We start from the raw sequence: 26,478 nt of genomic DNA, 5'->3' as shown, positions 1-26,478 counted from the left end.
GGACGGCTGAACACCCTTGGGACGCCCTGCGTATGGGAGGGCGCCGCTTCACTCCTGTCGGGCGCCTCGATAGCCCCGAAAAAGGAAGTCAGAGGAGTTCCATGGGACGCAATACACGTAAACGCCGCTCGTCGATGGCCGGCAAGGCCATAGCCGCGTCGGCGGCCCTAGCGCTCGGTGGGGGCGGGCTGATCTGGGCGAACTTCTACGCTTCGGCGCACGAGTCCAACAACAACGGCTGGTCCCAGAACCAGACCAAGGCCGCCGCCGCGCAGGTGGCGACCATCTCGTGCCCCGACGTCGGTCAGAAGCTGACGAACGTGCCTCAGAACGCGCGTCAGGGGGTGGCCACCGAACTGGCCAACCTGGACAAGCAGATCACCGAGGCCTACGCCAGGCTCGCCTCGACGCGACAGGCCCAGGCGGGTGACTCGGGATTCGTCCAGAACGCCATCGTCGGTCCCCTGAAGGAGAAGCGGGCGGCCACGATCGACCGGATCCGCATCGACATCCAGCGGGTCGGGGGCCAGTTCAACACCTCGCTCAGCCAGTTGGCCGCCTGCACCACGCAGAACGCGCAGACCAACGCCGGCGGGAACGGCGGCCAGCAGCAGAACGGCGGCCAGAACAACGGCGGCCAGCAGCAGAACGGCGGTCAGCAGCAGGGCGGCCAGCAGAACGGTGGTCAGCAGAACGGCGGCCAGCAGCAGGGCGGCCAGCAGGGCAACGGCGGACAGGGCGGCAACGGCCCGGTCGCGGCCGACTTCGTGGACATCACCAAGGTCCAGGGCAACGCCCAGCTCGGTGTGGGCGCGAACGGTCTTCCCGCCAACGGCAACTCGGGCTCGCGGGGCACCTTCACCACCAAGTGCGGCACCAACGCGAACAAGAACCACAACACGGACAACGTGATCGTGGCCCCCGGTGTCGCCAACGGCGCCCACCACCTGCACGACTACGTCGGCAACCAGAGCAACGACGCCTTCGCGAGCGACCAGGAACTGGCGGCGGCCCAGAGCACCTGCCAGAACCAGGGCGACAAGTCCTCGTACTTCTGGCCGGTGCTGCGTCTGCAGAACGGCACGCAGGACTTCGACCAGAACGCCGACGGCGGTGGCAAGGAAGGCAACGTCGGCAAGATCCTGCAGGCCTCCCAGGCGCAGATCAAGTTCGTCGGCAACAAGAAGGGCAACGTCGTCGCGATGCCGACCGCCCTGCGCATCATCACCGGTGACGCCAAGGCCTTCGTCAACGGCAACGCCAACGCCAACGTGAACTGGTCCTGCACCGGCTTCGAGAACAAGGTGCAGCTGCACGACAAGTACCCGATCTGCCCGCAGGGCAGCCAGGTGGTGCGTACGACCAACTTCCAGAGCTGCTGGGACGGTCAGAACATCGACAGTGCCAACCACCGCACCCACGTGGCGTTCGCCGCGGCGGACGGCAGCTGCGCCAACGGCTTCAAGGCGATCCCGCAGCTCCAGGTCCGGCTCGTCTACAACGTCCCGGCCCCGAAGCTCCAGAACGGCACGGTCGTCAACCCGTACGCGGTGGACACCTTCCCGGAGAACCTGCACAAGCCGATCACCGACCACAACGACTTCATCAACTTCTTCTCCCAGAACACGATGAACCAGATGGTCAACTGCATCAACACCGGCAAGAAGTGCCAGTGACGCACTGAGAAAGCCGGCGGTGAGAATCTCTCACCGCCGGCTTTCGCGTGTCCGCGTCCTCAGTGGGCCGAGTGCGTGGCGCCCATCTTCGAGTGGTCCGTGCCCTCCTCGATGTCCCCGCCGAGCGTCTTGCGCAGCACCGTCACCGTCTTGGTGGTGTCACCGACGGCGACCCACTTGCGGCCGACCAGGAAGTGACCGCCGTAGTCCTTGGCGCCGTTGATCCACTCGCGCTGGCCGCGGTCGGTGGCGAAGGTGGCGAGGATGAACTTGCCGTCGGCGTCCTTGGCCTTCTTGCACACGGCCTGGCGCAGTTCGTCGGCGTCGATCTGGATGTTGGGCGTGCACTTCACCTCGGCGGCCAGGTGCTCCAGGCTGCCGGTGGCCGCGGACGGCACCGCGGCGGCCTTCGCGTCACCACCGGATCCGCAGCCCGCCAGCGCCAGCACCGCGGCCGCGCCGGTCAGCGCGAGCATCGGTCGGGTCAACCTCATCTGTTCCTCCGGTCACGGGGTCACGTCGGACGGGCCCCGGCGGGGGTCCGTCTCCTCCCATACGGCTGTGGGGCGCGGGACGCTCAAATCCTGGTGTCGTCACGGGTACGGCTGTGCGAAAGTGTGCCGGTGAACGAGGACTGGGAAAAGCGAGTGACCGCCGCGTGGGACACCTTCGACGACTTCCCCGAGGAGCGGGCGGCCGAGTTCCGGGCCGTGATCGACGCGCTCGTGGCCGAGTTGCCGGACGGCAGCCCGGACGGCCCCTTCGAGCGGGCCTGTGCCTGGGACTCGACGGGGCACTCCGACAAGGCCGCCCCGCTGTACCGGGAGGCGCTCGCGAAGGGGCTGCGCGGATACAAGGGGCGGCGCGCCAAGATCCAGCTGTCCAGTTCGCTGAGGAACATCGGACAGGCGGAGGAGGGCGTCAAGCTGCTCACGCCCGAACTGGACGGCCCCTCCGACGAGTTGGACGACGCCGTACGCGCCACCCTCGCCCTGTGTCTGTCCAGCCTCGGCCGCGACCGCGAGGGGCTGTCACTGGTCCTGGGCGCGCTCGCCCCCCATCTGCCGCGCTACCAGCGGTCGATGGCCAACTACGCGCGCGCCCTGGTCGAACCGGCCGACTGAACTCGCCCGAGCGGCGATGATCACGTGTTGCGCTGTGCCGCAGAGGCGCGGAAGACGCGGGACGCGACGGCGGCGGTGACCAACCGGCGATTCGCTCGTTCTGCTGAACGTGCAGTCACAGGATGTCGCCCCGCGCCCCGCCCCCGCTTCCGGCTCCGCCGCCGACCCCGTCGTCGATGTCGAGCAGGCCGAGGCCGCACTGGTCGAGCACTACCCCCGGCTGGTCCGGCTCGCCTATCTGGTACTGCCGCCGGGACTCGGCCGGGGCCGCCGGGTCCTGACCGCGCACGCCCTCGCCCAGCGTGCCCTGCCCCGGGGCCGCACGGCGACGCCCGTGATCCCGGCCCAGTCGGCCGGCCGCGAGGGCGACCCCGGTTACGCCTTCGTCCGCCTCCAGGTGGTGCGGACGGCACTGGAGGCCGGCCTGCCACTCCGGCGCAGGGCGTGGCCCAAGCGCTCCCAGCTCCCGCCGCTGCTCCCCCAGGTGTGGGGCCTCAAGCTCTTCCCGCGTTCCGGCGGCGCCGACGAACTCGTCCTGGACCAGCGCCTGTCGGCCATGTCGGGTCCGGCCCGCGCCGCCTTCGTCCTGCGCGGTCTGGAGAAGCTCCCCGACGGCGACCTACGCGAAATCCTGACGGCCGCCGGCGTGGCCGACGTGGACGCGGCGCTGGACGAGGCCGGCTCCGCAGAGAGCACCTCCGCAGAGAGCACCTCCGCCGGGGACCGGTACGCCCTCCTCGACTCCCCCGAGTTCGACCCCTGTTCGCTCCAGGCCCGCCCCACCGACCTGATGCGGCGCAGGCAGCACATGAAGGCCGCGCTCGCCGCCGCCGCGGCCGCCGCCGTGTGCGGGGCGCTGCTCGGCCTGCCCGGCGACGGCTGGGGTCCCGACGGCGCCGCCGCGCCCCCCTACGCGCAGAACCCCGCCGCCCGGGCCGCCCTGGACCCGGCCCTGCTGCTCAAGGTCCCGGCCGCCGCGTGGGAGTCCTCGGCGCGCACCGACTTCTCGGTGTGGCCCGCGCGCGGCGACCTCACCGGCGACAGCGCCCTGCTGCGCCGCGCCCTCGCCGTCTGGGCCCGCCCCGGTGAGAACGTGCAGGTCTCCGCGACCCCCGGCACCCCGTCCGGCGGCCCCTCCGGCCCGCCGCAGCTTCTGTACGCCGGGACCGTCGACAGCGCGCGCGTGGTGCTCCTCCACGACGGTCTGCGCATCGTCCGCTACGCCGAGCCGCGGGACGGCACCAAGGGGGCCGCCCTCGACTTCGCCCGGGTCGACGGCGCGGACCGGGCCGGGGCGGGCGCGGTCGTCCTGGGCCGGGCCGACGGCAACATCCGCTATCTGACGGCCCCTTGGGTGACGAAGGCCGCCGAGCGGGACCTGCTGAAGCCGGGCTCCGGCGCCACGGACCTGCCGTTGACCGGCGGTGCCACCGCGCCGATGCCGGGGCCCGCGCAGAGCGGCGCCTGCACCTCCTGGAACGTACTCCAGCTGACGGACGCCTCCGGCACCCGGCTGCTGACCGACCTCGGCGAACTGGTCCCGGCCCGCCTCACCACCGGCCGCCCCGGGTCCGCGAAGGACGCGTCCGGAGCCGGAGGGCTGCGCGCCTGGGCGCCGTACGCCTGCTCGCTCGGTGCGATGCGCTCCTCGGGCGTGCGCAGTGTGAACACCTGGACCTACGCCTCGCAGCCGCTGCCCGACGCGACCGGGACGGCCGACTGGGTGTGCACCAGGGCCGAGACCTGGCAGGGCGGCGGGGAGCGGGTGCTGGCCCAGTTCCACACCCCGGGCTCGACGTACGGGGCGGTCGCGGCGAAGGCCGAGAACGTGCCGGCGTGCGGGGCGAAGGACCCTCAGGTGCTGGCCGGGGTGCTGTGGAAGTCGGGGGCCGGCTCCTGGTACCTGCTGGCGGCGGGGAGCCGGGGGACGTCGTCGATCAGCGCCACGGGCGGGGTGACGGGTTCCGCCCGGGGCCACCTGCTGGCGGTGAAGGCGAAGCAGGGGGGCCGGGCCGAGCTGAAGGGGATCCTGGAGGACGGGCGGACGGTCAGCGGGCTGCGGTAGGGCTTCGTCCCCCCGTGGCCCGACTGGTGCCGGACAGGTGAACACCGCTGGCCGAACCGGCCCGTTCGCGGCCGGATCCGATCGGTAAGGTGTTCGTATGACAACCGGGGTCCGTCGAAGAATGGGAGTCGAGGAACGGCGTCAGCAGTTGATCGGCGTCGCCCTCGAACTGTTCGCCCGCCGCTCGCCCGACGAGGTCTCCATCGACGAGATAGCGTCGGCGGCCGGTATCTCGCGGCCGCTGGTCTACCACTACTTCCCCGGCAAACTCAGCCTGTACGAGGCCGCGTTGCAGCGGGCGGCACAGGATCTGGCGAGCCGGTTCGAGGAGCCGCACGAGGGGCCGCTGGGCAGTCGGCTGCTGCGGGTGATGCGCCGGTTCTTCGACTTCGTGGACGAACACGGGCCGGGTTTCTCCGCGTTGATGCGCGGCGGCCCGGCGGTCGGCTCGTCGGCGACGAACGCGCTCATCGACTCCGTACGGCAGGTCGCCTACGACCAGATCCTTTCGCATCTGCGCGTGGACGATCCACCCGCGCGACTGGAACTGGTCGTCCGCTCCTGGATCTCGCTCGTCGAGTCGACGGCCTTGATCTGGCTGGACGGCCGCCGTATCCCGCGTGCCGAACTGGAGATCCAACTCGTCCACGACTTCGCCGCGCTGGCCGCGGTGAGCGCGGCCTTCGACGAGGAGATGACCGCGCTGCTGCGCCACATGCTGAAGGACGAGCCGCACGACGGCCCGTTCACCGACCTGGCGGCCCGGCTGATCGCGCTGGCCTCCTAGAGCACGGCCTTGGTGTAGGAGGCGTCCAGGTCGCGCACCTCCGCGGAGAGGTGCACGGTGAGGCCGTCCGCGGGTCCGACGTGCTTGCGCAGCAGTTCCACGACGGCCTCGGTGAGCTTCGCCTTGGTCTCCTCGGACCGTCCGGCGAGCAGGGCGAGCGTGACGTTCACGATCGCGTGGTTGTCCTTCTCGCCGCCCACCGCCTCGTCCTCGCTGCGCAGCACCCGCGTCTTGCACGCCTCCAGCTTCGCGGCCGCCGTCTCGACGACGACCGGGTGCAGTGCCAGGGCGAACTCCTCCCAGTCCACATGGTCGAGATGCGGGGAGCGTTCGACGGTGATCTGCGGCATGGGCACTCCTGTTCTACGGCGACACAGGTCACCCTAGCCGCAGCGCCAGCATGGCGATGTCGTCCTCCCGGTCATGGCCGAAGGTGTCCAGGAGGGTGTCGCACAGGGCGTCCAGGCCGGGAAGGGCACCGGAGGAGGCTGCGCGCAGCTGTTCCAGGGAGGCCGTGAGGTCGGTGCCGCGGGTCTCGATGAGGCCGTCGGTGACCATGAGGAGCCGGTCGCTGGGTTCGAGGAACAGCTCGGTGGCCGGCGGATGGGGCAGGCCGACCCCGAGCAGCGGTCCCGCCGCCTCGGCGTAGTCGGCGGTGCCGTCGTCGCGGACGATCAGCGGCGGGATGTGGCCGGCATTGGCGATCCGGGTACGCCCGGTGTCCGGGTCGATCAGGGCCAGGCAGACGGTGGCCGTGGTGTCGGGGTGATAGCGCCGCAGCGTCCGGTCGAGGCGCTCGGCGAGGACGGCCGGGTCGCTCTCGTCGACGGCGTAGGCGCGCAGCGCGTGCCGGAGCTCGACCATGACGGTCGCCGCGTCCAGCGAGTGCCCGACGACATCACCGACCGCGGTCAGCACGCCCTCGTCCACGCGCAGCGCGGCATAGAAGTCACCGCCGATCTCGGTCTGCCGGGAGGCGGGGACGTAACGGACCACGACGTCGATGCCGGGCAGTTCGGGCAACTTGTGCGGCTGGGGCAGGAAGCTGTGCTGGAGGGTGAGGGCGACATGCCGCTCGACCTTGTACATGAGCAGCGGCTCGGCGGCCAGCGCGGTGGCCTGTGCGAGCTGCGCCAGCAGGGCCTCGCCCTCCGGACCTACCCTGCGCATCCCGCGCGCCGGTGCGGCGAGGCACACCGGGGCCCGGCCGTCCTGGGTGACGACGAGCGCGAGGCGGGCGTCGTGCTCGACGCCGGGCCGGAAGAACCCGGCGGGCCACAGCGGTGCCGGCACGGTGGTGAGCTGTACTCCGGCCTGCCCCCGGGTGAGCCGGCGCAGCAGGGTGGCCACGGCCCGGTCGGCGTCCTCGTCGGGCAGTGCGACGGGGATGCGGTCGCGGGACAGCCCGCGGTAGAGCATGTCGTCCTGGTCGAGGACGAAGACGGCGGCGGGGGTGCCGGTGAGCCGCGAGAGCCCCTCGGCGGCCGCGACCGAGAGCTCCTGGAGGGTGCGCGCCGACTGGATGGTGACGATCGTCTCGGACAGCAGGGTGAGCCGTCGTACCAGTGCCCGGTCACCGGCCCGCAGTTGCGCGTTGCGTACGGCGGCCCGAACGACGGCCTCGATCTCCAGCGGCTCGGCGGGCACCTTCAGATAGGCCTCGACGCCGGTGTCCATGCCCGCACAGTGCACGGTGGGAGGCACGGCGGAGGCCGAGAAGTGCACGACGGGCATCCCGGCCGTGTGCGGGCGTTCCTTGAACAGTCGGCACAGGTCGAAGCCGCTCATGTCGGGCAGCCCGACATCGACCAGCGCCACGTCCGGCAGGGTGCCCTTGAGCAGCCGGGTGTCGAGCTCGGCGAGGGCCTCGCCGCCGGTGGCGACCGGTACGACCCGGTGCCCGGCACGGCTCAGCACGGTGCCCACGGCGTACCGGCTGGCCTCCACGTCGTCCACGACCATCACGGTCGTGCCGGTCAGCTTGTCTTTTGCGTCCATCCGTCACCCCTCGGGCAACACCGGTGGAGCAGACCGGGGTTCGGGGTCTGCTCCACCAAGGTAATGCCTTCAACTAGGCATGGCGGACGAAAACGGCCACGGTTCGCGCCGGAACGGCGAACGTGCCGGATTTCTTGTCGTAGGACGCCTCCTTGACGGTAGAGTCCGCCCCTGCCTCCTGCACGGGGTGCAGCCGGTAGGTGCTTCCGGCCAGGGCGTCGACCCGCTGGCTCTGTGCCTTCGGTGTCGCGTTGAAGACGACGACCAGGTCACCGAGTTCCATCGTGATCACACCGGGTGCCTCCTCCTTGCCGGACAGCGGGAAGGACAGCCGGGACTGCACCTGGTCCGCCGTGCCGAGCGAGAACGCCTTCTGTGTCGTACGGATCCGCAGCAGGTCCCGGTACGCGGCCGACACCCCCTCGATCTGCGCGCAGCCGACCTTCACCGAGCCCAGCAGCGGCCTGGCGTACGGCCACTTGGACGCGTTGTCGGCCGCCGGGGGCAGTCCGCGGCCGAAGCCGTTGCCGTCCTGGCAGTTCCAGTGGATCGCGTTGAACCAGTCGCCGCTGTCGAAGGAGTTGCGGTCCAGGGACTTGGAACGCAGCAGGTCGGTGCCCGCCTGGGAGAGCGCCGGGCCCTGCGAGAGGGCGGCCGTGGCCAGCGCGAGGACCTGCATCCGGGCCCGGTCGGAGGCGCTGGTGCCGACGGGCAGTTTGTACGTCAGCGCGTCGAACAGGGACTCGTTGTCGTGCGCGTCGGCGTAGGCGAGGGCATCACCCGGCGCCTGCGCGTATCCGGCGGGCTGCCCGTTGTAGTCGACCTGGGCGCCGGTGACCTCCTTGCCGTCGGTGTCGGTGAAGCGGTACTTGGCGAGGTTGCCGGACAGACCCACCTTGATGAGGTCCTGGTAGTGGAGCAGGCGGGCCTTCTGCTCCTCCGGAGTGCCGTTGTTCTTCGAGGAGTTGGGGTCCGTGTACAGCCCGGACGCGAAGCCCTGGACGCCCGGGTCCTCGTCGAAGGGGCCGCCGCCGCGTACGGCGTCACGGGCTCGGTCGGAGAAGGTCGCGATGCCGGTCCCGGCCATGTTCTTCTGCGTGGCCTGCACGAAACGGGCGTCGTCGGCGACCTCGCCGAAGTTCCAGCCCTCCCCGTAGAGGATGATCTTCTTGCCGTCGACGCCGTCCTTCTTGAGCGTCAGCGCGTCGAGGGCCTTGCGCACGGCCAGGATGTTGGCCTTGGGGTGGTGGCCCATGAGGTCGAAGCGGAAGCCGTCGACCTTGTACTCCCTGGCCCAGGTGACGAGGGAGTCGACGACCAGCTTGCCCATCATGGCGTTCTCGGTGGCCGTGTTCGCACAGCAGGTGCTGTTGGCGACCGAGCCGTCGGCGAGGAGCCGCTGGTAGTAGCCGGGCACGATCCGGTCGAGCACGCTCGTGGCGGCCTGCCCGCTCGCCGCGGTGTGGTTGTAGACGACGTCCATGACGACCCTCAGGCCGTCGTCGTTCAGGGACTTGACCATCTTCCGGAACTCGACCGTACGCCCGGTGCCGTCCGGATCGGTCGCGTACGAACCCTCCGGGACGGTGTAGTGGTACGGGTCGTAGCCCCAGTTGTAGGCGTCCTTCGCGGCGGCCTTGGCCACGCACTCCTGCTGCCGGTCGGAGTCGGCCGGGTAGGAGGCGAGGTCGCAGTCGGGGGTCGCCCGGTCGGACTTCTTCTCGGGGATCGTCGCGATGTCGAACGCGGGCAGGAGGTGCACGTAGCTCGCCCCCGACTTCGCGAGCGCCTTGAGGTGCTGCGAGCCGTCGCTGCCCTTGTCGGTGAAGGCGAGGTAGGTGCCCCGGTCCTTCGCGGGCACGGTCCTGTCCGCCACCGAGAAGTCCCGGATGTGCAGTTCCTGGATCTCGGCGTCCTTGAGGGGCACGGCCTTGGGCTTGGTGTACGTCGACCAGCCGCCCGGGGCGAGGGACCTGTCGTCCAGGTCGACGACGAGACTGCGCGCGGAGTCGGTGGTGAGGGCGACCGAGTAGGGGTCGGTGACCTTGTTGGTGACGACCTTTTGGACGCTGGGCGCCCACACCTTCACGACATACCGGTAGGGCTTGCCCTTCCAGGACCCCGGGCCGGTGACGGACCAGACGCCGGTGGTGGAGTCGCGTTTCATGGCGACCGTGGAGCCGTCGAGTTCGAGCTTCACCGACTGCGCGGTCGGCGCCCAGACCGCGAGCGTCGGGCGCCCCTTGCTGAACGTCGGCCCGAGGTCTGCCGTCGCCGCCTTCGGGTACAGGTCGTCGAGCACGCCGGCGATCTGGACGCCGGTCGCCGTCAGGACGGCACCGTTCGCGGCCCGTTGGGAGGCGACGAGCTGGCCGCTGAGGGCTTGGCGTACGCGGTCGCGGTCACGTGGGTCGACGGACCAGGCCGTGTAGTCCTTCAGCTGCGGGAACCTGGCCTTCTGGGCATCGCTGAGGGTGGTCTTGGTGAGCCGCAGCCACCGCTCGTCGTCGCTGGTCAGGGTTCCGCCGTCGACGGTGATCGAGCCGTCGTGGGAGTACAGCAGCTGGGTGGAAGCGGCCGCCTCGGAGCCGTTCCAGGCGACCGTGTTCCGTTCGATCCAGACCGCCTTGGAGGTGGTGAGGTCGAGCGCGGCGGCGGACCCGGCGGGCTGCGGCAGCAGGTACTTCTCCTGGCCGTTCAGCAGCCACACCTCGTGGCCGTTCGCCGTGAGGTCCAGGGACTGGTCGGTGGGCAGGTCCTTCTCGTCGCCCTTGTGGATGATGTAACTGAGGCTCGTGGCACCGTCGTTGAGAGGTACCTCGTACACCGCGCCGTAGGAGTCGGTCCGCACCGGCTCCAGCGGCTTCGACCAGTCGGTGGGGTTCGCGGCGCCCGTCCAGACGTGCAGCCCCCAGCCGTCGTAGTTCCCGTCGGCGCGGTGGTAGTGGACGACCGCCTTCGACTTGTCCGGTGCCGGGTAGTCGGGGCGTTCCGTCCGTACGGTGTCCTTGCCCTGCTCGATCCACACCTCGCCGGTCTTGGTGACGTCGATCGTGCGGTCGGTGGAGACGTCCTTGTCGCCGTCCTTGTCGATGACGAGGAAGCCGACGTTCGAGGCGCCGGGCTTCAGCTTGACGTAGGCGAAGGCGCCGTACGCGTCCCGGCCGGTGAAGAGGTGGCTGTCGGGCCAGGTCGTGGACTCGCCGTCGGCGAGGTCGCCCCAGGCGTACAGACCCCAGTCGGCGTAGTCACCGTCGGTGCGCTTGTAGTGGACGACCGCGTAGTCGCGGGAGGACGCGGTGGGGGGCTCCTCGGCGGGCGGGGTGCCGGTCACGGACTCCGCTGCCGCTGACGCGGTGCGTCCCGTCGAGTCGACGACAACCGCCTTGTAGCGCAATGCCGTTGCGGCCGGTACGTCCTTGCCGATGACCTGCGTGACCTTGTAGGGCGCGTGGTCGGCGGAGCCCAACGTCCGCCACTTGCCGTTCCCGACCTGTGCCGCGAAGACGACCCGGTCGAGCTGTCCGCCGTCCACGTCGGCGGTGAGCTCGACGGTGCCGGTGGCGCCGGCGGCCGGGGCCTTCAGGGTGAGCGTCGGCTCGGTGGCGGGCTCGGCGAGCGTGCCGGCCGCCTCGAGGACGATCGCGGAACCTGCGGGGACGGTGACGGTGATCTTCTTGTCGGCGTCGGAGGTGACGCTCGATGCGCCGCCGTAGACACCCTTGAAGGCCATGTTCGCCGAACCGGTCGCGAAGGTGGCCGACTTGGCCTCGCCCGCGTTGTTGAAGGCGACGACGTACTCGGTGCCGGTCTTCGCGTCGGTGCGCGAGAAGGCGTACACCCCCGCCCCGTCCGCCGCGTACCGCTCCTCCTGGACGCCGTCCGCCAGCGCCGGGTTGGCCTTGCGGAGCTTCGCCAGTGCCGCGATCTGCCGGTACAGCGGCGCGCTCGTGTCGTACGCGTCGCTCGCGTGGGTGCGGTCGGTGCCGATCTCGTCGTCGTCGAGGTAGTCGGCCGTTGTGGACGCGAACATCGTCTGGCGGGCGTCCTTGTCGCCGCCGGCGCCGGTGAAGCCCTGTTCGTCGCCGTAGTAGACGACCGGGTTGCCGCGGCTGAGGAACATCAGCTCGTTGGCGAGCTTGTCCTTGGCGAGCAGTACGGCGTCGGTGGCCTTGGGGTTGTCCTGGTTGAGGAAGTACCCGATGCGGCCCATGTCGTGGTTGCCGAGGAAGGTGACCTGCTCGTAGGCGTTGGCCTTGTCGGTCGTGTACTTGTAGTCGTCGCCGAAGACGGATCCGAGTTTCTGTGCGCTGCCGCCCTGGGAGGCGTACTGCCGGGCGGCCTCCTGGAAGGGGAAGTCCAGCGTGGCGTCGAGGCGGCCCTGGGTGACGTACGGCGCGGTGATCGACGGGTCGGCGGAGTAGACCTCGCCGAACATGAAGAAGTTCTTCCGGCCGTGCTTGGCCGCGTAGGCGTCGAGGGCCGTGGCCCACTGGGTCCAGAACTCCATGTTCACGTGCTTCACGGTGTCGATCCGGAAGCCGTCGATACGGAAGTCCCTGACCCAGCGCTGGTAGATCCTCTCCATGCCGGAGACGACCTCGGGGCGCTCGGTCCACAGGTCGTCGAGGCCGGAGAAGTCGCCGTAGGTCGTGGACTCGCCGGCGTAGGTGGAGTCGCCGCGGTTGTGGTACATCGTCGGGTCGTTGAGCCAGGAGGGGACCTTGGCGCCCGTGCCGGTGACTGTGGGCGTACGGGGGAAGGAGTCGGCGTCCACCGCCGGGAACTTGCGGACGCCGGACGCGTAGTCCGCGTCGTCGAACGGTTCGCCGTCCTTCGTCACATACGGGAAGGCGCCCTTGGACAGGTAGTCGTAGGACTTCTCCTCGTAGTCGACGACGTCGGCCGTGTGGTTGGTGATGACGTCGAAGAAGACCTTCATGCCCTTGGCGTGGGCCTTGGAGATGAGGGTCTGAAGGTCCTTGTTGGTGCCGAAGTGCGGGTCGACCTGGGTGAAGTCGGTGATCCAGTAACCGTGGTATCCGGCGGAGGCGTTGGCCCCCGTGCCCTGGACGGGCCGGTTCTTGAAGATCGGGGCCATCCAGATGGAGGTGGTGCCGAGGCCCTTGATGTAGTCGAGCCGCTTCGTGAGGCCCTTGAGGTCGCCGCCCTGGTAGAAGCCCTTGTCGGTGGGGTCGTAGCCGGTGCTCAGCCGTGAACCGGTGAGCCCGCCCCGGTCGTTCGAGGTGTCGCCGTTGGCGAAGCGGTCCGGCAGGACGAAGTAGAACTGCTCACGGGTGTCGTCGTGCCGTGCCGGTTCCGCGGCGAGTTTCGCGTCGGAGGGCGGTGGCGGCGGGGTGTCCGCCCGGGCGGACAGCGGCTGGACGAGCGCTGCGGCCAGCGCGGTCACGGTGACCGCGGCGACCCGTCCGGCATGCGTGGTGCGGCGCCTGGACGGCACCGGCCATCTCGGTATCACAGACGTGGACTCCTTGCGATGTACGGCTCTGCGGGTCCGACCCCGCGTGACCGTATCGCCGCCGTAAGGATTACAGCAAGAGTCCTGAAACAGCAGGAAAGAACTTTCAGCGCCGGAACGTGCATGACGCACTTCTTCACGAAGGGGGTTAGAGCGCTCCCATAGACAGCAGGGAACGTAGGACGACACTCCTTGAGCGCCAATCCCACGTTCCCCATGAGGTACTCAGCAGCTCGACTTGCCCGCGTAGATCGCCAGCGCCGTGTTGGCGCCGAGGGTGGCGGTGAACTGGCCGCCCGAGCCGACCGTCACGCTCGTGTTGTTCTGGACGTTGCAGTACGTCCCGGCGGGCAGCGAGGTCTGGTAGGTCCGACTCAGGCTGCTCGACTCGTGGTTGATGACGACGTACCCCTTGGCGCCGCGCCCGAAGGCGATCGCGTCGCCGCCGTTGTCCCACCAGTTGGTCATCGACTCGCCGCGGGTCGCGTTGCGGAAGGCGACCATGCGGAGGATCTCCGGCCAGGCGTGCTGGCACTTCCAGCCGTCCTGCCAACAGGCGTTCACAGCACCGTTGTCGGGCGGTCCGGCGTCCTTGTCCGACCACTCGTAGCCGGAGTTGATGTCCGGGGCGCCGTAGGGATACGCAAGCATGAAGACGTTGGCCAGTGTGTAGTTCGCCCCGTCCTTGTAGTTGAGCGTGGAGCCGTTGCGCTCGGTGTCATGGTTGTCGACGAAGACGCCGGCCACCGAGCTGCTCATATAGCCCCAGCCCTCGCCGTAGTTCTTCAGATAGGCGAGGTTCTCGTTGTTGAAGACCCGCTTGAGGTCGTAGGCGTAGCGGAACTCCTGGACGTCCCCGTTGCCTGTGTACTCGGTGGGCTGGACGGCCTCCCCGCTGCCGTAGATGACCTCCTGCTTCCAGTACACCGACGGGTTGCTCAGCCGGGACTTGATGTTGGCGAGGTCGGCGGCCGGGATGTGCTTGGCCGCGTCGATGCGGAAGCCGTCGACACCGTAGCCGAGCAGGGAGTTCATGTACTTGGCGATGGTGGCGCGGACGTACTCCTCGCCGGTGTCCAGGTCGGCGAGGCCGACGAGTTCGCAGTTCTGGACGTTGGCGCGGTTGGTGTAGTCGCTGATCGTGGACGTGCAGTCGTCCATGTCGAACGAGGAGTACAGGCCCGGGTAGTTGTACTTGGTGTACGACGAGCCGCCGGTGCCGGTGCCGCTGCCCGCGGACATGTGGTTGACGACGGTGTCGACGACGACCTTCACGCCGGCCGCGTGGCAGGTGCCGACCATGTTCCGGAAGGCGGTGGCGTCGCCGAGGCGCCCCGCGATCTTGTAGCTGACCGGCTGGTACGAGGTCCACCACTGCGAGCCCTGAATGTGCTCGGCGGGCGGGGAGACCTGGACGTAGCCGTATCCGGCGGGGCCGAGGGTACTGGTGCACTCCTTGGCGACGGAGGCGTAGTTCCACTCGAAGAGGACTGCGGTGACGTCCTTGGTGCCCGGCGGGGAGGCCTGGGCGGCGGTGGGGGTGAGGACGGCGACCGTGGCGGCGAGCACGGTCGCCGCGGCGGTCGTGATCGCCCTTGCGGACCTTCTCGGTATCACGTGGGGGTTCTCCTTACGTGACGGCCGGGCGTCTTTGCCCGGCGCCGGCGAGAACGTACCGCTGTTGAAATGTTTACAGCAAGAGGCGTGAAAGCAACGGCAAGAACTTTCACGCACTCTCTTCGACGGGCGGCTCAGCGCTGGCTGGCCGGCTTGACCGGAAGGTCCTCGCGCTTCCCTCCGCAGGAGTAGACGATCTCCACCGCCCCCTCGGGCAGGGCCCGCTGGCTGACGAAGGTCAGGCCGGTCTCGGGGCTGAGGGCGGGGGTCAGCTGCATGCCGCCGCCGAACAGCATGGGCAGGACGACCAGTTCCAGGCGGTCTAGCGCGCCGAGGGCGTGGAATGTGCCGATCGTGCGCGGGCCGCCGATGAGGTGGACGTCGCCGCCCCGGTTGGCCGCGCGGAGCTTCTCCAGCAGGCGCACCGGGTCGCTGTCGGTGGTGACGTGGTCCGGGGTGCCCTCCGGACGGTGCGAACCGAGCACGAACACGTCGAGGTCGGGCCAGGGCCAGCGGCTGTTGGTCAGCGCGGGCTCGAAGGTCGTACGGCCCATGAGCGCGGCCTCGCAGTCGGCCAGGAACTCCCGGATCCCATGGCTCTGGCCGGAGACGAAGGCGGGGTCGGCGGTCAGCGCGGGCCAGCCGCTCGGGGTGGTCACATAGCCGTCGGCGCTCATGCTCAGGCGGGCGCGGATCTGCATGGTTGTCTCCTTAGGCGTCGGGCGCTGTTCGCCCTTCCACCCAAGCGTCGATCGCGCGTCACGCCGATCGACACGCCCGCCGGAGAAATCACCGGGCCCCTCGGGAGCCCGGTGATCCCCCGTATGTGCTCAGGCCGTCGTCCACCACACGGTCGTGTCGGCCGGCACCTTCGCGTCCCCGTCGACCTCGGCGACCTCACCGCTGGCGAGCAGCAGACGGCCGTACGCCGGAGTCGTCACCGACTCACCTGCGGTGTTGGCGACACAGACGAACTCGCCGCGCCGGAAGGCGAGGACACCCTCGGGTGCCCGGAGCCACTCGACCGAGTCGCCGGCGCCCAGGTCGGGCTGGGCCCGGCGGACGGCGAGGGCCGTGCGGTACAGCTCCAGGGTGGAGTCGGGGTCACCGGTCTGCGCCTCCACACTCAGCTCCGCCCAGTCCGCCGGCTGGGGCAGCCAGCTGCCGCCCGCGCCGAAGCCGTACGACGATCCCTCGCGCGTCCACGGGATCGGCACCCGGCAGCCGTCGCGGAAGCCGTCCTGGCCCGCGCCACGGAAGTACGCCGGGTCCTGCCGGACCTCGTCGGAGAGGTCGACGACATCGGGGAGGCCGAGCTCCTCGCCCTGGTAGATGTACGCCGATCCGGGCAGCGCCAGCATCAGCAGCGTGGCGGCGCGGGCGCGGCGCAGCCCGAGTTCCCGGTCGCCCGCCGTGCGGATCTGGGTGCCGAGGCCGGGCGGGTTGGCGAAGCGGGTGGTGTGGCGGGTGACGTCGTGGTTGGAGAGCACCCAGGTGGCCGGGGCGCCGACCGGGCGCATCGCCTCCAGCGTGCGGTCGATGACCTCGCGCAGCTCCTCGGCGTCCCAGGCGGTGCTCAGGTATTGGAAATTGAAGGCCTGGTGCAGCTCGTCCGGCCGGACGTAGTTCGCGGTGCGCTCGATGGTCGGGGTCCATGCCTCGGCGACGAAAATACGCTCACCGGAGTACTCGTCGAGGATCAGCCGCCACTGCCGGTAGATCTCGTGCACGCCGTCCTGGTCGAAGAACGGCATGACATCGTTGCCCAGCAGCTTGACCTGGTCGTGGGATCCAAGGTCGGGCAGCCCCTCCGCCTTCACCAGGCCGTGTGCAACGTCGATGCGGAAGCCGTCCACGCCCATGTCCAGCCAGAAGCGCAGGATCGAGCGGAACTCGTCGCCGACGGCCGGGTGGTCCCAGTTGAAGTCGGGCTGCTCGGGGGCGAAGAGGTGGAGGTACCACTCCCCGTCCTCGACGCGCGTCCAGGCGGGGCCGCCGAAGATCGACTCCCAGTCGTTGGGCGGGAGTTCGCCGTTCGCGCCCTTGCCGGGACGGAAGTGGTAGCGGTCCCGCAGGGGCGATCCCGGGCCCTCGGCGACCGCCCGCTTGAACCACTCGTGCTGGTCGGAGGAGTGGTTGGGGACCAGGTCGACGATGGTCCTGAGGCCCAGTCCGCGGGCGTCCCGGATCAGCGCGTCGGCGTCCAGGAGGTTGCCGAACATGGGGTCGACGGCCCGGTAGTCGGCGACGTCGTAGCCGGCGTCGGCCTGCGGGGAGGCGTAGAAGGGGCTGAGCCACACGGCGTCCACGCCGAGGTCGCGCAGATACGGCAGTCGGGTACGGATGCCCTCCAGGTCGCCCATGCCGTCGCCGTTGCTGTCGGCGAAGCTGCGCGGATACACCTGGTAGATCACCGCGTCCCGCCACCAGTCGCTGCGCTGGGCTTCGGCGGAGTGGGGGGCCGGGGCAACGGCGGAGTGCTGCTGGCTCATGGCGTCCTTGATACGTAACGGGTTCATCAGGTCAAAGGCAGGGAGAGTGACGAGGCGGCCGTGGTCACAGCGGGGTCGGATGGAGACCACGGCCACCTCGGGCTTTTAGGGGCGCGGGGCTGCATCGATATGCGGCTCCGCCGCGTGGGCGCGACCAGCCACGACGGCGCCGCGGCCGAAAGACAACCGGCACCTACCCCTTCGTGCCGCCGGCAGTAAGCCCGGTCACCAGGTTCTTCTGCACCAGGTAGAAGAACGCGGACACCGGTATCGCGATCAGTACCGCCGTCGCGGCCATCAGGTTCCGCTGGGCGTCGTGCTCGCTGACGAAGCTCTGCAGTCCTACCGCGAACGTGTACTTCGTGTCGGACAGCATGAACGTCGAGGCGAACGCGACCTCACCGAAGGCGGTGAGGAAGCTGTAGAACGCGGCGACCGCCAGCCCCGGCTTGGCGAGCGGCAGGATCAGCCGCGCGAACGTGCCGAAGGGGGTCAGCCCGTCGACGCGTCCGGCCTCGTCGATCTCGAACGGGATGGTGTCGAAGTAGCCCTTGAGCAGCCAGGCGCAGTACGGCACCGCCGTCGTGCAGTACACGAGGACGAGTCCAAGATAGCTGTCGATGAGCTGGAGGTCCGAGAGCATCTGGTACATCGGCACCATGAGTACGGCCACCGGGAACATCTGGGTGACCAGGAGCACCCACATGAACTTCCGGTAACCCGGAAAGCGCATCCGGGACACGGCGTACCCGGTGGTCGCGGCGATCAGCACACCGATCACCGTGGTGCCGAGCGAGACGATCAGGGAGCTCTTGAGCCAGCTGAAGAACTCGGTGTGCTGGAGGACGAACGAGTAGTTGTCGAACGTCATCTTCTTCCAGATGCCGCCCGGGTGGAGATAGTCGTCCTTGTCCGGGCCGAGCGACAGGAAGACCAGCCAGGCGATCGGGAACAGCGCGATCAGGCTCGCGACGATCAGGATGCCGTGCGAGGCGAGGGAGCCGGCGAGGCTCTGCTCACCGCGGCGGCGGACCCGGCCGGGTGCCTGCGCGGGGCCGGCCGGGGACACCTCGGCGGAGGTCTCGACTGTGGTCGTACTCATGGGAGCTCCTGCCTCAGATCGCGAGCTGCTGGTCATTGCGGTTCAGCCAGCGGCGGTAGAAGGAGGTGAAGACGATCAGGATGGCCAGCAGCAGGATGCCGTACGCGGCCGACTGCGCGAAGTCACGCGGCTGCTGTCCGAAGCCCAGGTAGTAGGCCCAGGTGACGAGGATCTGCGCGTCCGGCGCGGTGTTGCCGAACAGCAGGAAGATCACGGCGAACTGGTTGAACGTCCAGATGATGCCCAACAGGACGACGGTGGAGCTGACGCTTCGGAGGGCGGGGAGGGTGACGTACCGGAACCGCTGCCAGGCGCTCGCGCCGTCCATCTCGGCGGCCTCGTACAGCGAGGCGTCGATGGACTGGAGGCCGCCGAGCAGGGAGACCATCATGAACGGCACTCCGCACCAGGTGTTGACCATGATCGCGGCGGCCCGCTGCCAGAAGGTGTCCTCCAGCCATGCCGGACTCGGCAGGTGGAGTGTGTCCAGGACGGTGTTGATGATGCCGCCGTCGGCGAGCATGAACCGCCAGCCGAAGACGGTGACGAAGGTGGGCACGGCCCAGGGCAGCACCAGGATCAGCCGGTACAGCGTGCGTCCGCGCAGCTTCTGGTTGAGCAGCAGCGCGAGGCCCAGGCCGATGCAGTAGTGCAGGGCCACGCACAGGGCCGTCCAGACGATCGTCCAGATGAAGTGCGACCAGAAGCGGTCGTAGGCCGTGTCGCCCCAGAGGATGTCGGCGTAGTTGTCCAGGCCGATGAACTTGTAGGTGGCGTCGATGTGGTTGACGCCGATCGTGCGGGCCGTGTTGAGGCTGGTGGCGTCGGTGAGGGTGAGGTAGACGCCGTAGACCAGGGGGTAGAGCACGAGGACGCCGAGGACGACGGCCACCGGGGTGATCATCGCGTAGGCGTACCAGTGTTTCTGGTAGCTGTGCTTCAGGCGTTGGCCCCGCCCGGGCCGCGGCGCGCGGTCACCGCGGCGCTTGCCGGTGGCGCGGTCGATGGCGACTGTCATGTACGACACCTTCTGGAAGTTCTACGGCTCTGAGAAGTGGCTGGGCGAATCGGCCGCCCGGCGTGGCCGGGCACAGGCCGGTGGCCGCCGGATCTCTCCCCCCATGACCGGGAGATCCGGCGGCCGCACGGGCTCACTTGCTGAAGTCGGGCACCAGCTTGGCGATGGCGACCTCGGCGTTGCCCAGGCCCTTGTCCAGGGATTCCTTGCCGCCGGCGATCTTGAGCAGCTCGGTGTCCAGCGGGGTCAGCAGGGAGCTGTACTCCGGCAGGGCCAGGCGCGGCTGGGCGGAGGCGAGGACCGTCTGGTAGCCGGCGATGCCCGGGTCGGCCTTGACCTCGGCGGTGTAGGCGTCGTCGCGGGTGGGCAGCGTGGAGTTCTTCAGCGCGATCTGCGTCTGGGACTTCGCGGAGGTCATGAAGCCCACGAACTTCTCGGCCGCCTTCTGGTGGGCGGAGTCCGAGCCGGCGTAGACCGAGAGGTTGTGGCCGCCGGTCGGGGCGCCCGCCTTGCCGGTGGAGCCGGCCGGGACGGTGGCGATGCCGAGGTTGGCCTTGTCCGTGAAGGCCGAGCCCTTGTAGAAGTTGGTGATCTCCCAGGGGCCCTGGATGATCGCGGCGACCTTGCCGTTGACGAACGCGTCCTGGATGTGGGCGTAGGCGTCGGCGGTGGTGTCGGCCTTGTGCAGGCCCTTGCCGGAGAAGAGGCTCAGCCAGGTGCCGTAGCCCTTCTTGGCGGCGGCGGAGTTCACCGTGATCTTCTTGGCGGAGGCGTCGACGGTGTCGGTGCCCTCGCCGAAGAGGAACGGCTGGGCGTAGTAGGCCGCGGTGGAGCCCCAGTAGCCGTCGACGCCGGTCTTCGACTTGATCGTGGCGGCGGCGGTCTTCAGGTCGTCCCAGGTCTTGGGGGCCTCGACACCGGCCTTCGCGAAGAGCTGCTTGTTGTAGACCAGGGCGAGGGTGTCGGTGACGAAGGGGACGCCGTAGGTCTTGCCGTCGTACTTGGCCTGCTCGATCAGGTTCGGCTTGAACTTGGCCTGGTCGGTGAGGGCCTCGGTGCCGTCGAGCGGCAGGAAGTAGCCCTTCTTGGCGAAGGCGGGGGTCCAGCCGACGTCGGACCGCAGCACGTCCGGGGCGCCGCTCGCGCCGGCCGCGGTGTCGAACTTGTTCTGCGCCTGGTCGAACGGCACGTTGACGTACTTGACCTTGACGTCCTTGTTGGCGGCCTCGAAGTCCTTGATCAGGGCCTTGTACGTCGGCGCCTCATTGGTGGCGTTGGAGGTGTCCCACCAGGTGATGGTGGTCGGACCGTCGGCCTTGTCGCCGCTGTCACTTCCGCCGCAGGCCGTCGCCGCGAGGGCGAAAGACGCCACCAGCGCGGTGGCCGCTATGCCACGCCGCATGAGTTCTCCTTGAGGGTGAAAGCCCGTGTGCTGCGGAGAGAGGCCCCGTCTGCCCTCCCCGTCTGCCGACTGCGCCTTTGCGGCCGCCGGGCGAGTGGGAACGTAACAGCGATGCAAGACTTGCGAAAGACCTTGCAGAAAAAAAGTGCAAGGGACTGCGGAAGTTACCCCCTTGTGACCCCTCGTCGACCGTCACGAGACCCTTGTTTTACGAGGCTGAGCGGGACGATTACGGGTTGTGCAAGACTCTGCAAGCTCTTGCCATCCCCGTCCCGGACAGGAATCATCCCCTTGCGGGACAAGGGGCACCGACCAGAACAGAGGGACCGCGATGACGATACGGCCGGTACAGTCCGGTGCCGTGACCACACGGCTAGCCGACATCGCTGCTCAGGCGGGGGTGAGCGAAGCGACCGTCAGCCGCGTCCTCAACGGGAAGCCGGGTGTCGCCGCCACCACCCGCCAGTCCGTACTGGCCGCACTCGACGTGCTCGGCTACGAACGCCCGGTGCGGCTGCGGCAGCGCAGCGAGGGCCTGGTGGGCCTGATCACCCCCGAGCTGGAGAACCCGATATTCCCGGCCCTGGCCCAGGTGATCGGCCAGGCGCTGACCCGGCAGGGCTACACCCCGGTCCTCGCCACCCAGACCCCGGGCGGCTCCACGGAGGACGAGCTCACGGAGATGCTCGTCGACCGGGGCGTGGCGGGCATCATCTTCGTCTCCGGGCTGCACGCGGACACCTCCGCGGACATGCAGCGCTACGAGCAGCTGCGCGCGCAGGGCGTGCCGTTCGTGCTCGTGGACGGCTTCTCGCCGAAGGTGCAGGCGCCGTTCATCTCCCCCGACGACCGCGCGGCGATGGCGCTCGCGGTGACCCACCTGGTGTCGCTGGGCCACACGAAGATCGGTCTCGCCCTCGGCCCCAAGCGCTTCGTACCGGTGCAGCGCAAGATCGAGGGCTTCGTGCGCACCATGCAGGACCAGCTCGGGCTGGCCGCGGCGACCGTCGAGGCGGACCTCGTCCAGCACTCGCTGTACACCCTGGAGGGCGGGCAGGCGGCCGCGACGGCCCTCATCGAGCGGGACTGCACGGCGGTCGTGTGCGCGAGCGACATGATGGCGCTGGGCGCGATACGGGCGGCCCGGCAGCGGGGCCTCGAGGTCCCCCGGGACGTGTCGGTCGTGGGCTTCGACGACTCCCCGCTGATCGCCTTCACCGACCCGCCGCTGACGACGGTCCGCAAGCCGGTGCCGGCCATGGGACAGGCGGCGGTACGGACGCTGCTGGAGGAGATCGGCGGAACGCCCGCGCCGCACAGCGAGTTCGTGTTCATGCCGGAGCTGGTGGTACGCGGTTCGACGGCTTCGGCCCCTGGGGAACGCTCTCGTCCGTAGGGCGGAGAAACCGGGCTGCCACCGGTGCGCTGGTAGGAGAACAGGACAGTCCGCCCGTCGTAGGACATGCGGCCCGAACCCGACCGCGGGATGATCGGTGGGGTAAGGCGCTTCTGGCAGACTTTGTGTCTATGGGTGACTCGACGGTGACCAGTCTGGAAGACCGCGAGGACGCGGCCGCTCCTGACTCCCTCACGGCCGCGGACAGGCCGGGTCTCCTTCGTCGGCTGCGCACCCCGAGCCGACCGCGCCTGTGGTTCGAGATCCTGCTGATCGCGGTGAGTTACTGGACGTATTCGCTGATCCGCAACGCGGTGCCGGAGCAGAAGGCGGAGGCGCTGCGCAACGCCGACTGGATCTGGCGGATGGAGCACCATCTGGGCATCGCGGTCGAGGAGTCCGTCAACCACGCGGTGAACTCGGTGACTTGGCTCGTCGTCGGCATGAACTACTACTACGCGACGCTGCACTTCGTCGTGACGCTGAGCGTCCTGGTCTGGCTCTACCACAGCCATCCCGGCCGCTACGCGGCAACACGTCTGGTGCTCTTCGCGACGACGGGCGTGGCCCTGGTCGGTTACTACCTGTATCCGCTCGCACCCCCGCGGCTGATGAACGGCGGGGGCTTCGTCGACACGGTCATGGTCCACCAGACCTGGGGCTCGATGGCCTCCGGCGACCTGAAGCACATGTCCAACCAGTACGCCGCGATGCCGTCCATGCACATCGGCTGGTCCCTGTGGTGCGGCCTGACGATCTTCGCGCTGGCGTCGGTGCCGTGGGTGCGCGTCCTGGGCCTTCTCTACCCGGCGGCGACGCTCCTGGTCATCGTCGCCACGGCCAACCACTTCTGGCTCGACGCGGTCGGCGGCATCCTGTGCCTGCTGTTCGGCTACACGGTGGCACGGCTCTGGTACGGGGCGCTGCCGTACGCGCTGCCGAAGGCGGTCCCGGACACGGGGGTCCGGGGCCGGGACCGGGATCGAGACCGGGGCCGGGATCGGGCCCGGAAGGTCTACGCCCCGTAGAACAACTCCTCCACCACGCCCCGGGCCCGCCGGGCCGTACGCCGGTAGTCGTCCAGCATGTCCCCCGCGTGCCCCGGCCCGTATCCCAGGTACCGTCCGACGGCGGCGAGTTCCCGCGCCTCGGTCGGAAACGTGTCGCCGGCCCGTCCCCGTACCAGCATCACCGCGTTGCGCACCCGGGTCGCCAGCACCCACGCCTCGTCGAGGACCTGGGTGTCGTCCGCGGAGAGGAATGCGGCGTCCCGTGCGGCGGTGAGGGCGGCGCGGGTACGGGTCGTGCGCAGCCCCGGCACCCGCGCCCCGTGGCGCATCTGGAGCAGCTGGACCGTCCACTCGACGTCCGACAGCCCGCCGGGCCCGAGCTTGGTGTGCAGTTTCGGGTCGGCGCCGCGCGGCATCCGCTCGGATTCCATGCGCGCCTTGAGCCGCCGGATCTCGCGTACGGCGTCGTCGCCGAGGCCGGCCTGCGGATAGCGCAGGGGGTCGACGAGCTCGACGAAGCGGCGGCCCAGCTCCTCGTCCCCGGCGACCGGTTCGGCCCGCAGCAGCGCCTGCGCCTCCCAGACGAGCGACCAGCGGCGGTAGTAGGCCGCGTACGACGTCAGCGTGCGCACCAGCGGCCCCGACTTGCCCTCCGGACGCAGGTCGGCGTCGATGAGCAGGGGCGGGTCGGCGCTGGGGATCTGGAGCAGGCGGCGCATCTCGGAGACGACCTTGTTGGCGGCCTGGGAGGCCTCCCGCTCGTCGACGCCGTCGCGCGGTTCGTGCACGAACAGGACGTCCGCGTCGGAGCCGTAGCCGAGTTCGTGACCGCCGAAGCGGCCCATGCCGATGACGGCGAACCGGGTCGGCAGGGTGTCGCCCCAGCCCTCCCGCACGACCGCGCGCAGGGTGCCGGACAGCGTCGCGGCGGTCAGGTCGGACACGGCGGCGCCGACGCGGTCCACCAGGGCGCCCTGGTCCGGTTCGGCGGGCTGGGTCTCGGTCCCGTAGGAGCCGACGATGTCCGCGGCGGCCGTACGGAAGAGTTCGCGGCGGCGGACTCCGCGGGCCGCCGTGACGCCCTGAACGGCGCCGCCGGCGCGGCCGACCGCGGCGAGGATCTCCTGTTCGAGGCCGGGCCGCCCGCGCGGGGCGAGACCGCCGCCGTCGCCGTCCCCGAGGAGCGCCACGGCCTCGGGGGCACGCATCAACAAGTCCGGGGCGAGGCGGCCGGCGGACAGCACGCGCGCCAGGTTCTCGGCGGCGGCGCCCTCGTCCCTCAGCAGCCGCAGATACCAGGGCGTCTTGCCCAACGCGTCCGACACCTTGCGGAAGTTGAGCAGTCCGGCGTCCGGGTCGGCGGACTCGGCGAACCAACCCAGCAGTACGGGAAGGAGGGTTCGCTGGATGGCGGCCTTGCGGCTGACGCCGGAAGCGAGGGCCTCCAGGTGACGCAGGGCGGAGGCGGGGTCGGCGTACCCGAGCGCGACCAGCCGCTCCCGTGCCGCCCCGGCGCTCAACCTGATCTCACCGGGCCCGAGTTGGGCCACCGCGTCCAGCAGCGGCCGGTAGAACAGCTTCTCGTGCAGCCGTCGTACGACGGAGGCGTGCCGCTTCCACTCGCGGTTCAGGTCGGTCACGGGGTCGGCGCGCAGGCCGAGGGAGCGGCCGAGGCGCCGCAGGTCGGCCTCGTCCTCGGGGACGAGGTGGGTGCGGCGCAGCCGGTAGAGCTGGATGCGGTGCTCCATGGAGCGCAGGAAGCGGTAGGCGTCGTCGAGCTGGGCGGCGTCGGCCCGGCCGACGTAGCCGCCGGCGGCGAGGGCGTGCAGGGCGTTGAGGGTGGTGCCGCTGCGCAGGGAGCCGTCCTCGCGGCCGTGCACCAACTGCAGGAGCTGTACGGCGAATTCGACGTCCCTGAGACCGCCGGGCCCGAGCTTCAGTTGCCGGTCCAGCTCGGCAACGGGGATGTTCTCCACCACCCTCCGCCGCATCTTCTGCACATCGGCGACGAAGTTCTCGCGCTCGGCGGCCTTCCAGACGAGGGGTTCGAGGGCCGCGACGTACTCCTCGCCCAGCTCCAGGTCGCCGGCGACCGGGCGGGCCTTGAGGAGGGCCTGGAACTCCCAGGTCTTGGCCCAGCGCTGGTAGTAGGCGAGGTGGCTGGAGAGGGTGCGCACCAGCGGGCCGTTGCGGCCCTCGGGCCGCAGATTGGCGTCGACGGGCCAGATGGACCCCTCGACGGTGGTCTCGGAGCAGACACGCATCATGTGCGAGGCCAGCTTCGTGGCAGCGCGCAGGGCCTTGCCCTCGTCGGCGCCGTCCACCGCCTCCCCCACGAAGATCACGTCGACGTCGGAGACGTAGTTGAGTTCATGGCCGCCGCACTTGCCCATCGCGATCACCGCGAGCCGGCACAGCGCCGCGTCCTCGGGGGCGGCTGCCCGCGCTATGGCGAGCGCGGCGCGCAGGGTCGCGGTGGCGAGGTCGGCGAGCTCGGCGGCGGTCTCGGCGAGGTCGGTGGTGCCGCACACGTCACGGGCGGCGATCGACAGCAGACAGCGCCGGTAGGCGACGCGCAGGGCGACGGGGTCGGTGGCCTCGGCGAGCCCGCGTTCGAACTCCTCGACGCCGGGGTGCAGGTCTCGGGGCTCGTAGGTGACGAGGGCCTGCCAGTCGCCGGGATGCCGGGCGAGATGCTCGGCGAGCGCGGCGGACGCGCCGAGCACCCCGAGCAGCCGGTCGCGGAACGGCTTCGCCGCTATCACCGTGTCGAGCAGTTCCCGGTCGGGCTGCGCCTCCAGAAGCCGTACGAGACCGTGCAGGGCGAGATCGGGGTCGGCGGTCGCACCGAGCGCCTCAAGGAGCACCGGGTCGTTGCGTACGCCGCTCAGCTCCGCGCTCTCCAGCAGCCGCTCGGCGGCCGACGGATCGGTGAAACCGTGCCGCAGCAGCCGCGTGAAGGTACTGCTCCTGCGCCCCGGCGCCGCCGTCATCCCCGGCCTCCCGTCCGATCAAGGTCGTATCGACTGAGCCTAACCGGAGAGCCGGGGATGAGCGCCGGGGTGCGGGCGGGGGGATTTCGGGGCGGGGGCGGGGCGGGGCGGGGTGGCGGGCGTAGGGCGGTGGGAGCCGGGCTGCTGGGGCAGGGCGGGCGGATCTTGCGGGGCCGCGGGCACGGGGCAGCGGGAGCGGGGGCAGCAGGCGCAGGGCGGTGGGGGCAGGGGCCACGGGCACAGGGCGGCGGGAGCAGGGCGGCGGGCGGATCTTGCGGGGCCGCGGGCACGGGGTGGCGGGAGCGGGGGCAGCCGGCGC

17 protein-coding genes are annotated in these 26,478 nt (G+C 70.0%); 6 read left to right on the top strand and 11 right to left on the bottom strand.

The annotated features are described in order from the left end of the window. The first annotated feature begins 101 nt into the window (after window positions 1–101). The gene (locus ABZT02_RS09410) at window positions 102–1,676 is read left to right on the top strand and encodes a DUF1996 domain-containing protein (RefSeq protein ID WP_356015881.1); all 1,575 of its coding nucleotides are present in this window, start codon (window positions 102–104) and stop codon (window positions 1,674–1,676) included. A gap of 59 nt (window positions 1,677–1,735) precedes the next feature. Here ABZT02_RS09410 and ABZT02_RS09405 read toward each other — a convergent pair whose 3' ends face one another. Further along, on the bottom strand, window positions 1,736–2,170 hold the full coding sequence (locus ABZT02_RS09405) for a hypothetical protein (RefSeq protein ID WP_266381194.1): 435 nt from the start codon (window positions 2,168–2,170) through the stop codon (window positions 1,736–1,738). 129 nt (window positions 2,171–2,299) lie between these two features. On the opposite strand from ABZT02_RS09405, the gene ABZT02_RS09400 reads away from it, so the two are divergent. From ABZT02_RS09400 to ABZT02_RS09390, 3 genes are all read left to right on the top strand, one after another. Then, window positions 2,300–2,800: a tetratricopeptide repeat protein gene (locus ABZT02_RS09400; RefSeq protein WP_356015880.1), complete on the top strand. Its 501-nt coding sequence runs from the start codon at window positions 2,300–2,302 to the stop codon at window positions 2,798–2,800. Between the two features lie 109 nt (window positions 2,801–2,909). Then, window positions 2,910–4,865 carry a hypothetical protein gene (locus ABZT02_RS09395; protein ID WP_356015878.1) on the top strand — a complete coding sequence of 652 codons (1,956 nt, stop codon included), beginning with the start codon at window positions 2,910–2,912 and terminating at the stop codon, window positions 4,863–4,865. 97 nt (window positions 4,866–4,962) lie between these two features. Continuing rightward, on the top strand, window positions 4,963–5,652 hold the full coding sequence (locus ABZT02_RS09390) for a TetR/AcrR family transcriptional regulator (protein WP_356015875.1): 690 nt from the start codon (window positions 4,963–4,965) through the stop codon (window positions 5,650–5,652). Here ABZT02_RS09390 and ABZT02_RS09385 read toward each other — a convergent pair. The 9 genes from ABZT02_RS09385 to ABZT02_RS09345 form a co-directional block, all read right to left on the bottom strand. After that, complete coding sequence (locus ABZT02_RS09385) at window positions 5,649–6,002, bottom strand: isomerase (RefSeq protein WP_356015873.1); 354 nt, start codon at window positions 6,000–6,002, stop codon at window positions 5,649–5,651. The genes ABZT02_RS09390 and ABZT02_RS09385 overlap by 4 nt on opposite strands. 28 nt (window positions 6,003–6,030) lie before the next feature. Continuing rightward, on the bottom strand, window positions 6,031–7,650 hold the full coding sequence (locus ABZT02_RS09380; protein WP_356015872.1) for a fused response regulator/phosphatase: 1,620 nt from the start codon (window positions 7,648–7,650) through the stop codon (window positions 6,031–6,033). 73 nt (window positions 7,651–7,723) lie between these two features. After that, window positions 7,724–13,129 carry a pullulanase-type alpha-1,6-glucosidase gene (gene pulA / locus ABZT02_RS09375; protein ID WP_356015871.1) on the bottom strand — a complete coding sequence of 1,802 codons (5,406 nt, stop codon included), beginning with the start codon at window positions 13,127–13,129 and terminating at the stop codon, window positions 7,724–7,726. A 225-nt stretch (window positions 13,130–13,354) separates the two neighbouring features. Continuing rightward, complete coding sequence (locus ABZT02_RS09370) at window positions 13,355–14,746, bottom strand: alpha-amylase family protein (protein WP_356015869.1); 1,392 nt, start codon at window positions 14,744–14,746, stop codon at window positions 13,355–13,357. Window positions 14,747–14,880: 134 nt separating this feature from the next. Further along, window positions 14,881–15,447 carry a dihydrofolate reductase family protein gene (locus ABZT02_RS09365; RefSeq protein ID WP_356015866.1) on the bottom strand — a complete coding sequence of 189 codons (567 nt, stop codon included), beginning with the start codon at window positions 15,445–15,447 and terminating at the stop codon, window positions 14,881–14,883. A 129-nt stretch (window positions 15,448–15,576) separates the two neighbouring features. Beyond that, complete coding sequence (locus tag ABZT02_RS09360) at window positions 15,577–17,238, bottom strand: glycoside hydrolase family 13 protein (RefSeq protein ID WP_356015864.1); 1,662 nt, start codon at window positions 17,236–17,238, stop codon at window positions 15,577–15,579. Window positions 17,239–17,431: 193 nt separating this feature from the next. Beyond that, window positions 17,432–18,340: an ABC transporter permease subunit gene (locus ABZT02_RS09355; RefSeq protein ID WP_356015862.1), complete on the bottom strand. Its 909-nt coding sequence runs from the start codon at window positions 18,338–18,340 to the stop codon at window positions 17,432–17,434. A 13-nt stretch (window positions 18,341–18,353) separates the two neighbouring features. Beyond that, the gene (locus ABZT02_RS09350) at window positions 18,354–19,358 is read right to left on the bottom strand and encodes a sugar ABC transporter permease (protein ID WP_356015860.1); all 1,005 of its coding nucleotides are present in this window, start codon (window positions 19,356–19,358) and stop codon (window positions 18,354–18,356) included. A 133-nt stretch (window positions 19,359–19,491) separates the two neighbouring features. Further along, window positions 19,492–20,760 carry an extracellular solute-binding protein gene (locus tag ABZT02_RS09345; protein WP_356015857.1) on the bottom strand — a complete coding sequence of 423 codons (1,269 nt, stop codon included), beginning with the start codon at window positions 20,758–20,760 and terminating at the stop codon, window positions 19,492–19,494. 361 nt (window positions 20,761–21,121) lie between these two features. On the opposite strand from ABZT02_RS09345, the gene ABZT02_RS09340 reads away from it, so the two are divergent. Further along, entirely contained in the window at window positions 21,122–22,156 is a 1,035-nt protein-coding gene (locus ABZT02_RS09340) for a LacI family DNA-binding transcriptional regulator (protein ID WP_355737955.1), read from the top strand. 131 nt (window positions 22,157–22,287) lie between these two features. After that, window positions 22,288–23,184 carry a phosphatase PAP2 family protein gene (locus tag ABZT02_RS09335; protein WP_356015855.1) on the top strand — a complete coding sequence of 299 codons (897 nt, stop codon included), beginning with the start codon at window positions 22,288–22,290 and terminating at the stop codon, window positions 23,182–23,184. On the opposite strand, the gene ABZT02_RS09330 is transcribed toward ABZT02_RS09335, so the two are convergent. Next, on the bottom strand, window positions 23,172–26,159 hold the full coding sequence (locus tag ABZT02_RS09330) for a bifunctional [glutamine synthetase] adenylyltransferase/[glutamine synthetase]-adenylyl-L-tyrosine phosphorylase (RefSeq protein ID WP_356015853.1): 2,988 nt from the start codon (window positions 26,157–26,159) through the stop codon (window positions 23,172–23,174). The genes ABZT02_RS09335 and ABZT02_RS09330 overlap by 13 nt on opposite strands. Between the last annotated feature and the right edge of the window lie 319 nt (window positions 26,160–26,478).

It is taken from the genome of Streptomyces sp. NPDC005402, assembly GCF_040606575.1.
Classification (GTDB): Bacteria; Actinomycetota; Actinomycetes; order Streptomycetales; family Streptomycetaceae; genus Streptomyces.
Note: the sequence above shows the minus strand (reverse complement) of the source record. Positions and strands in the feature narration are given on the sequence as shown.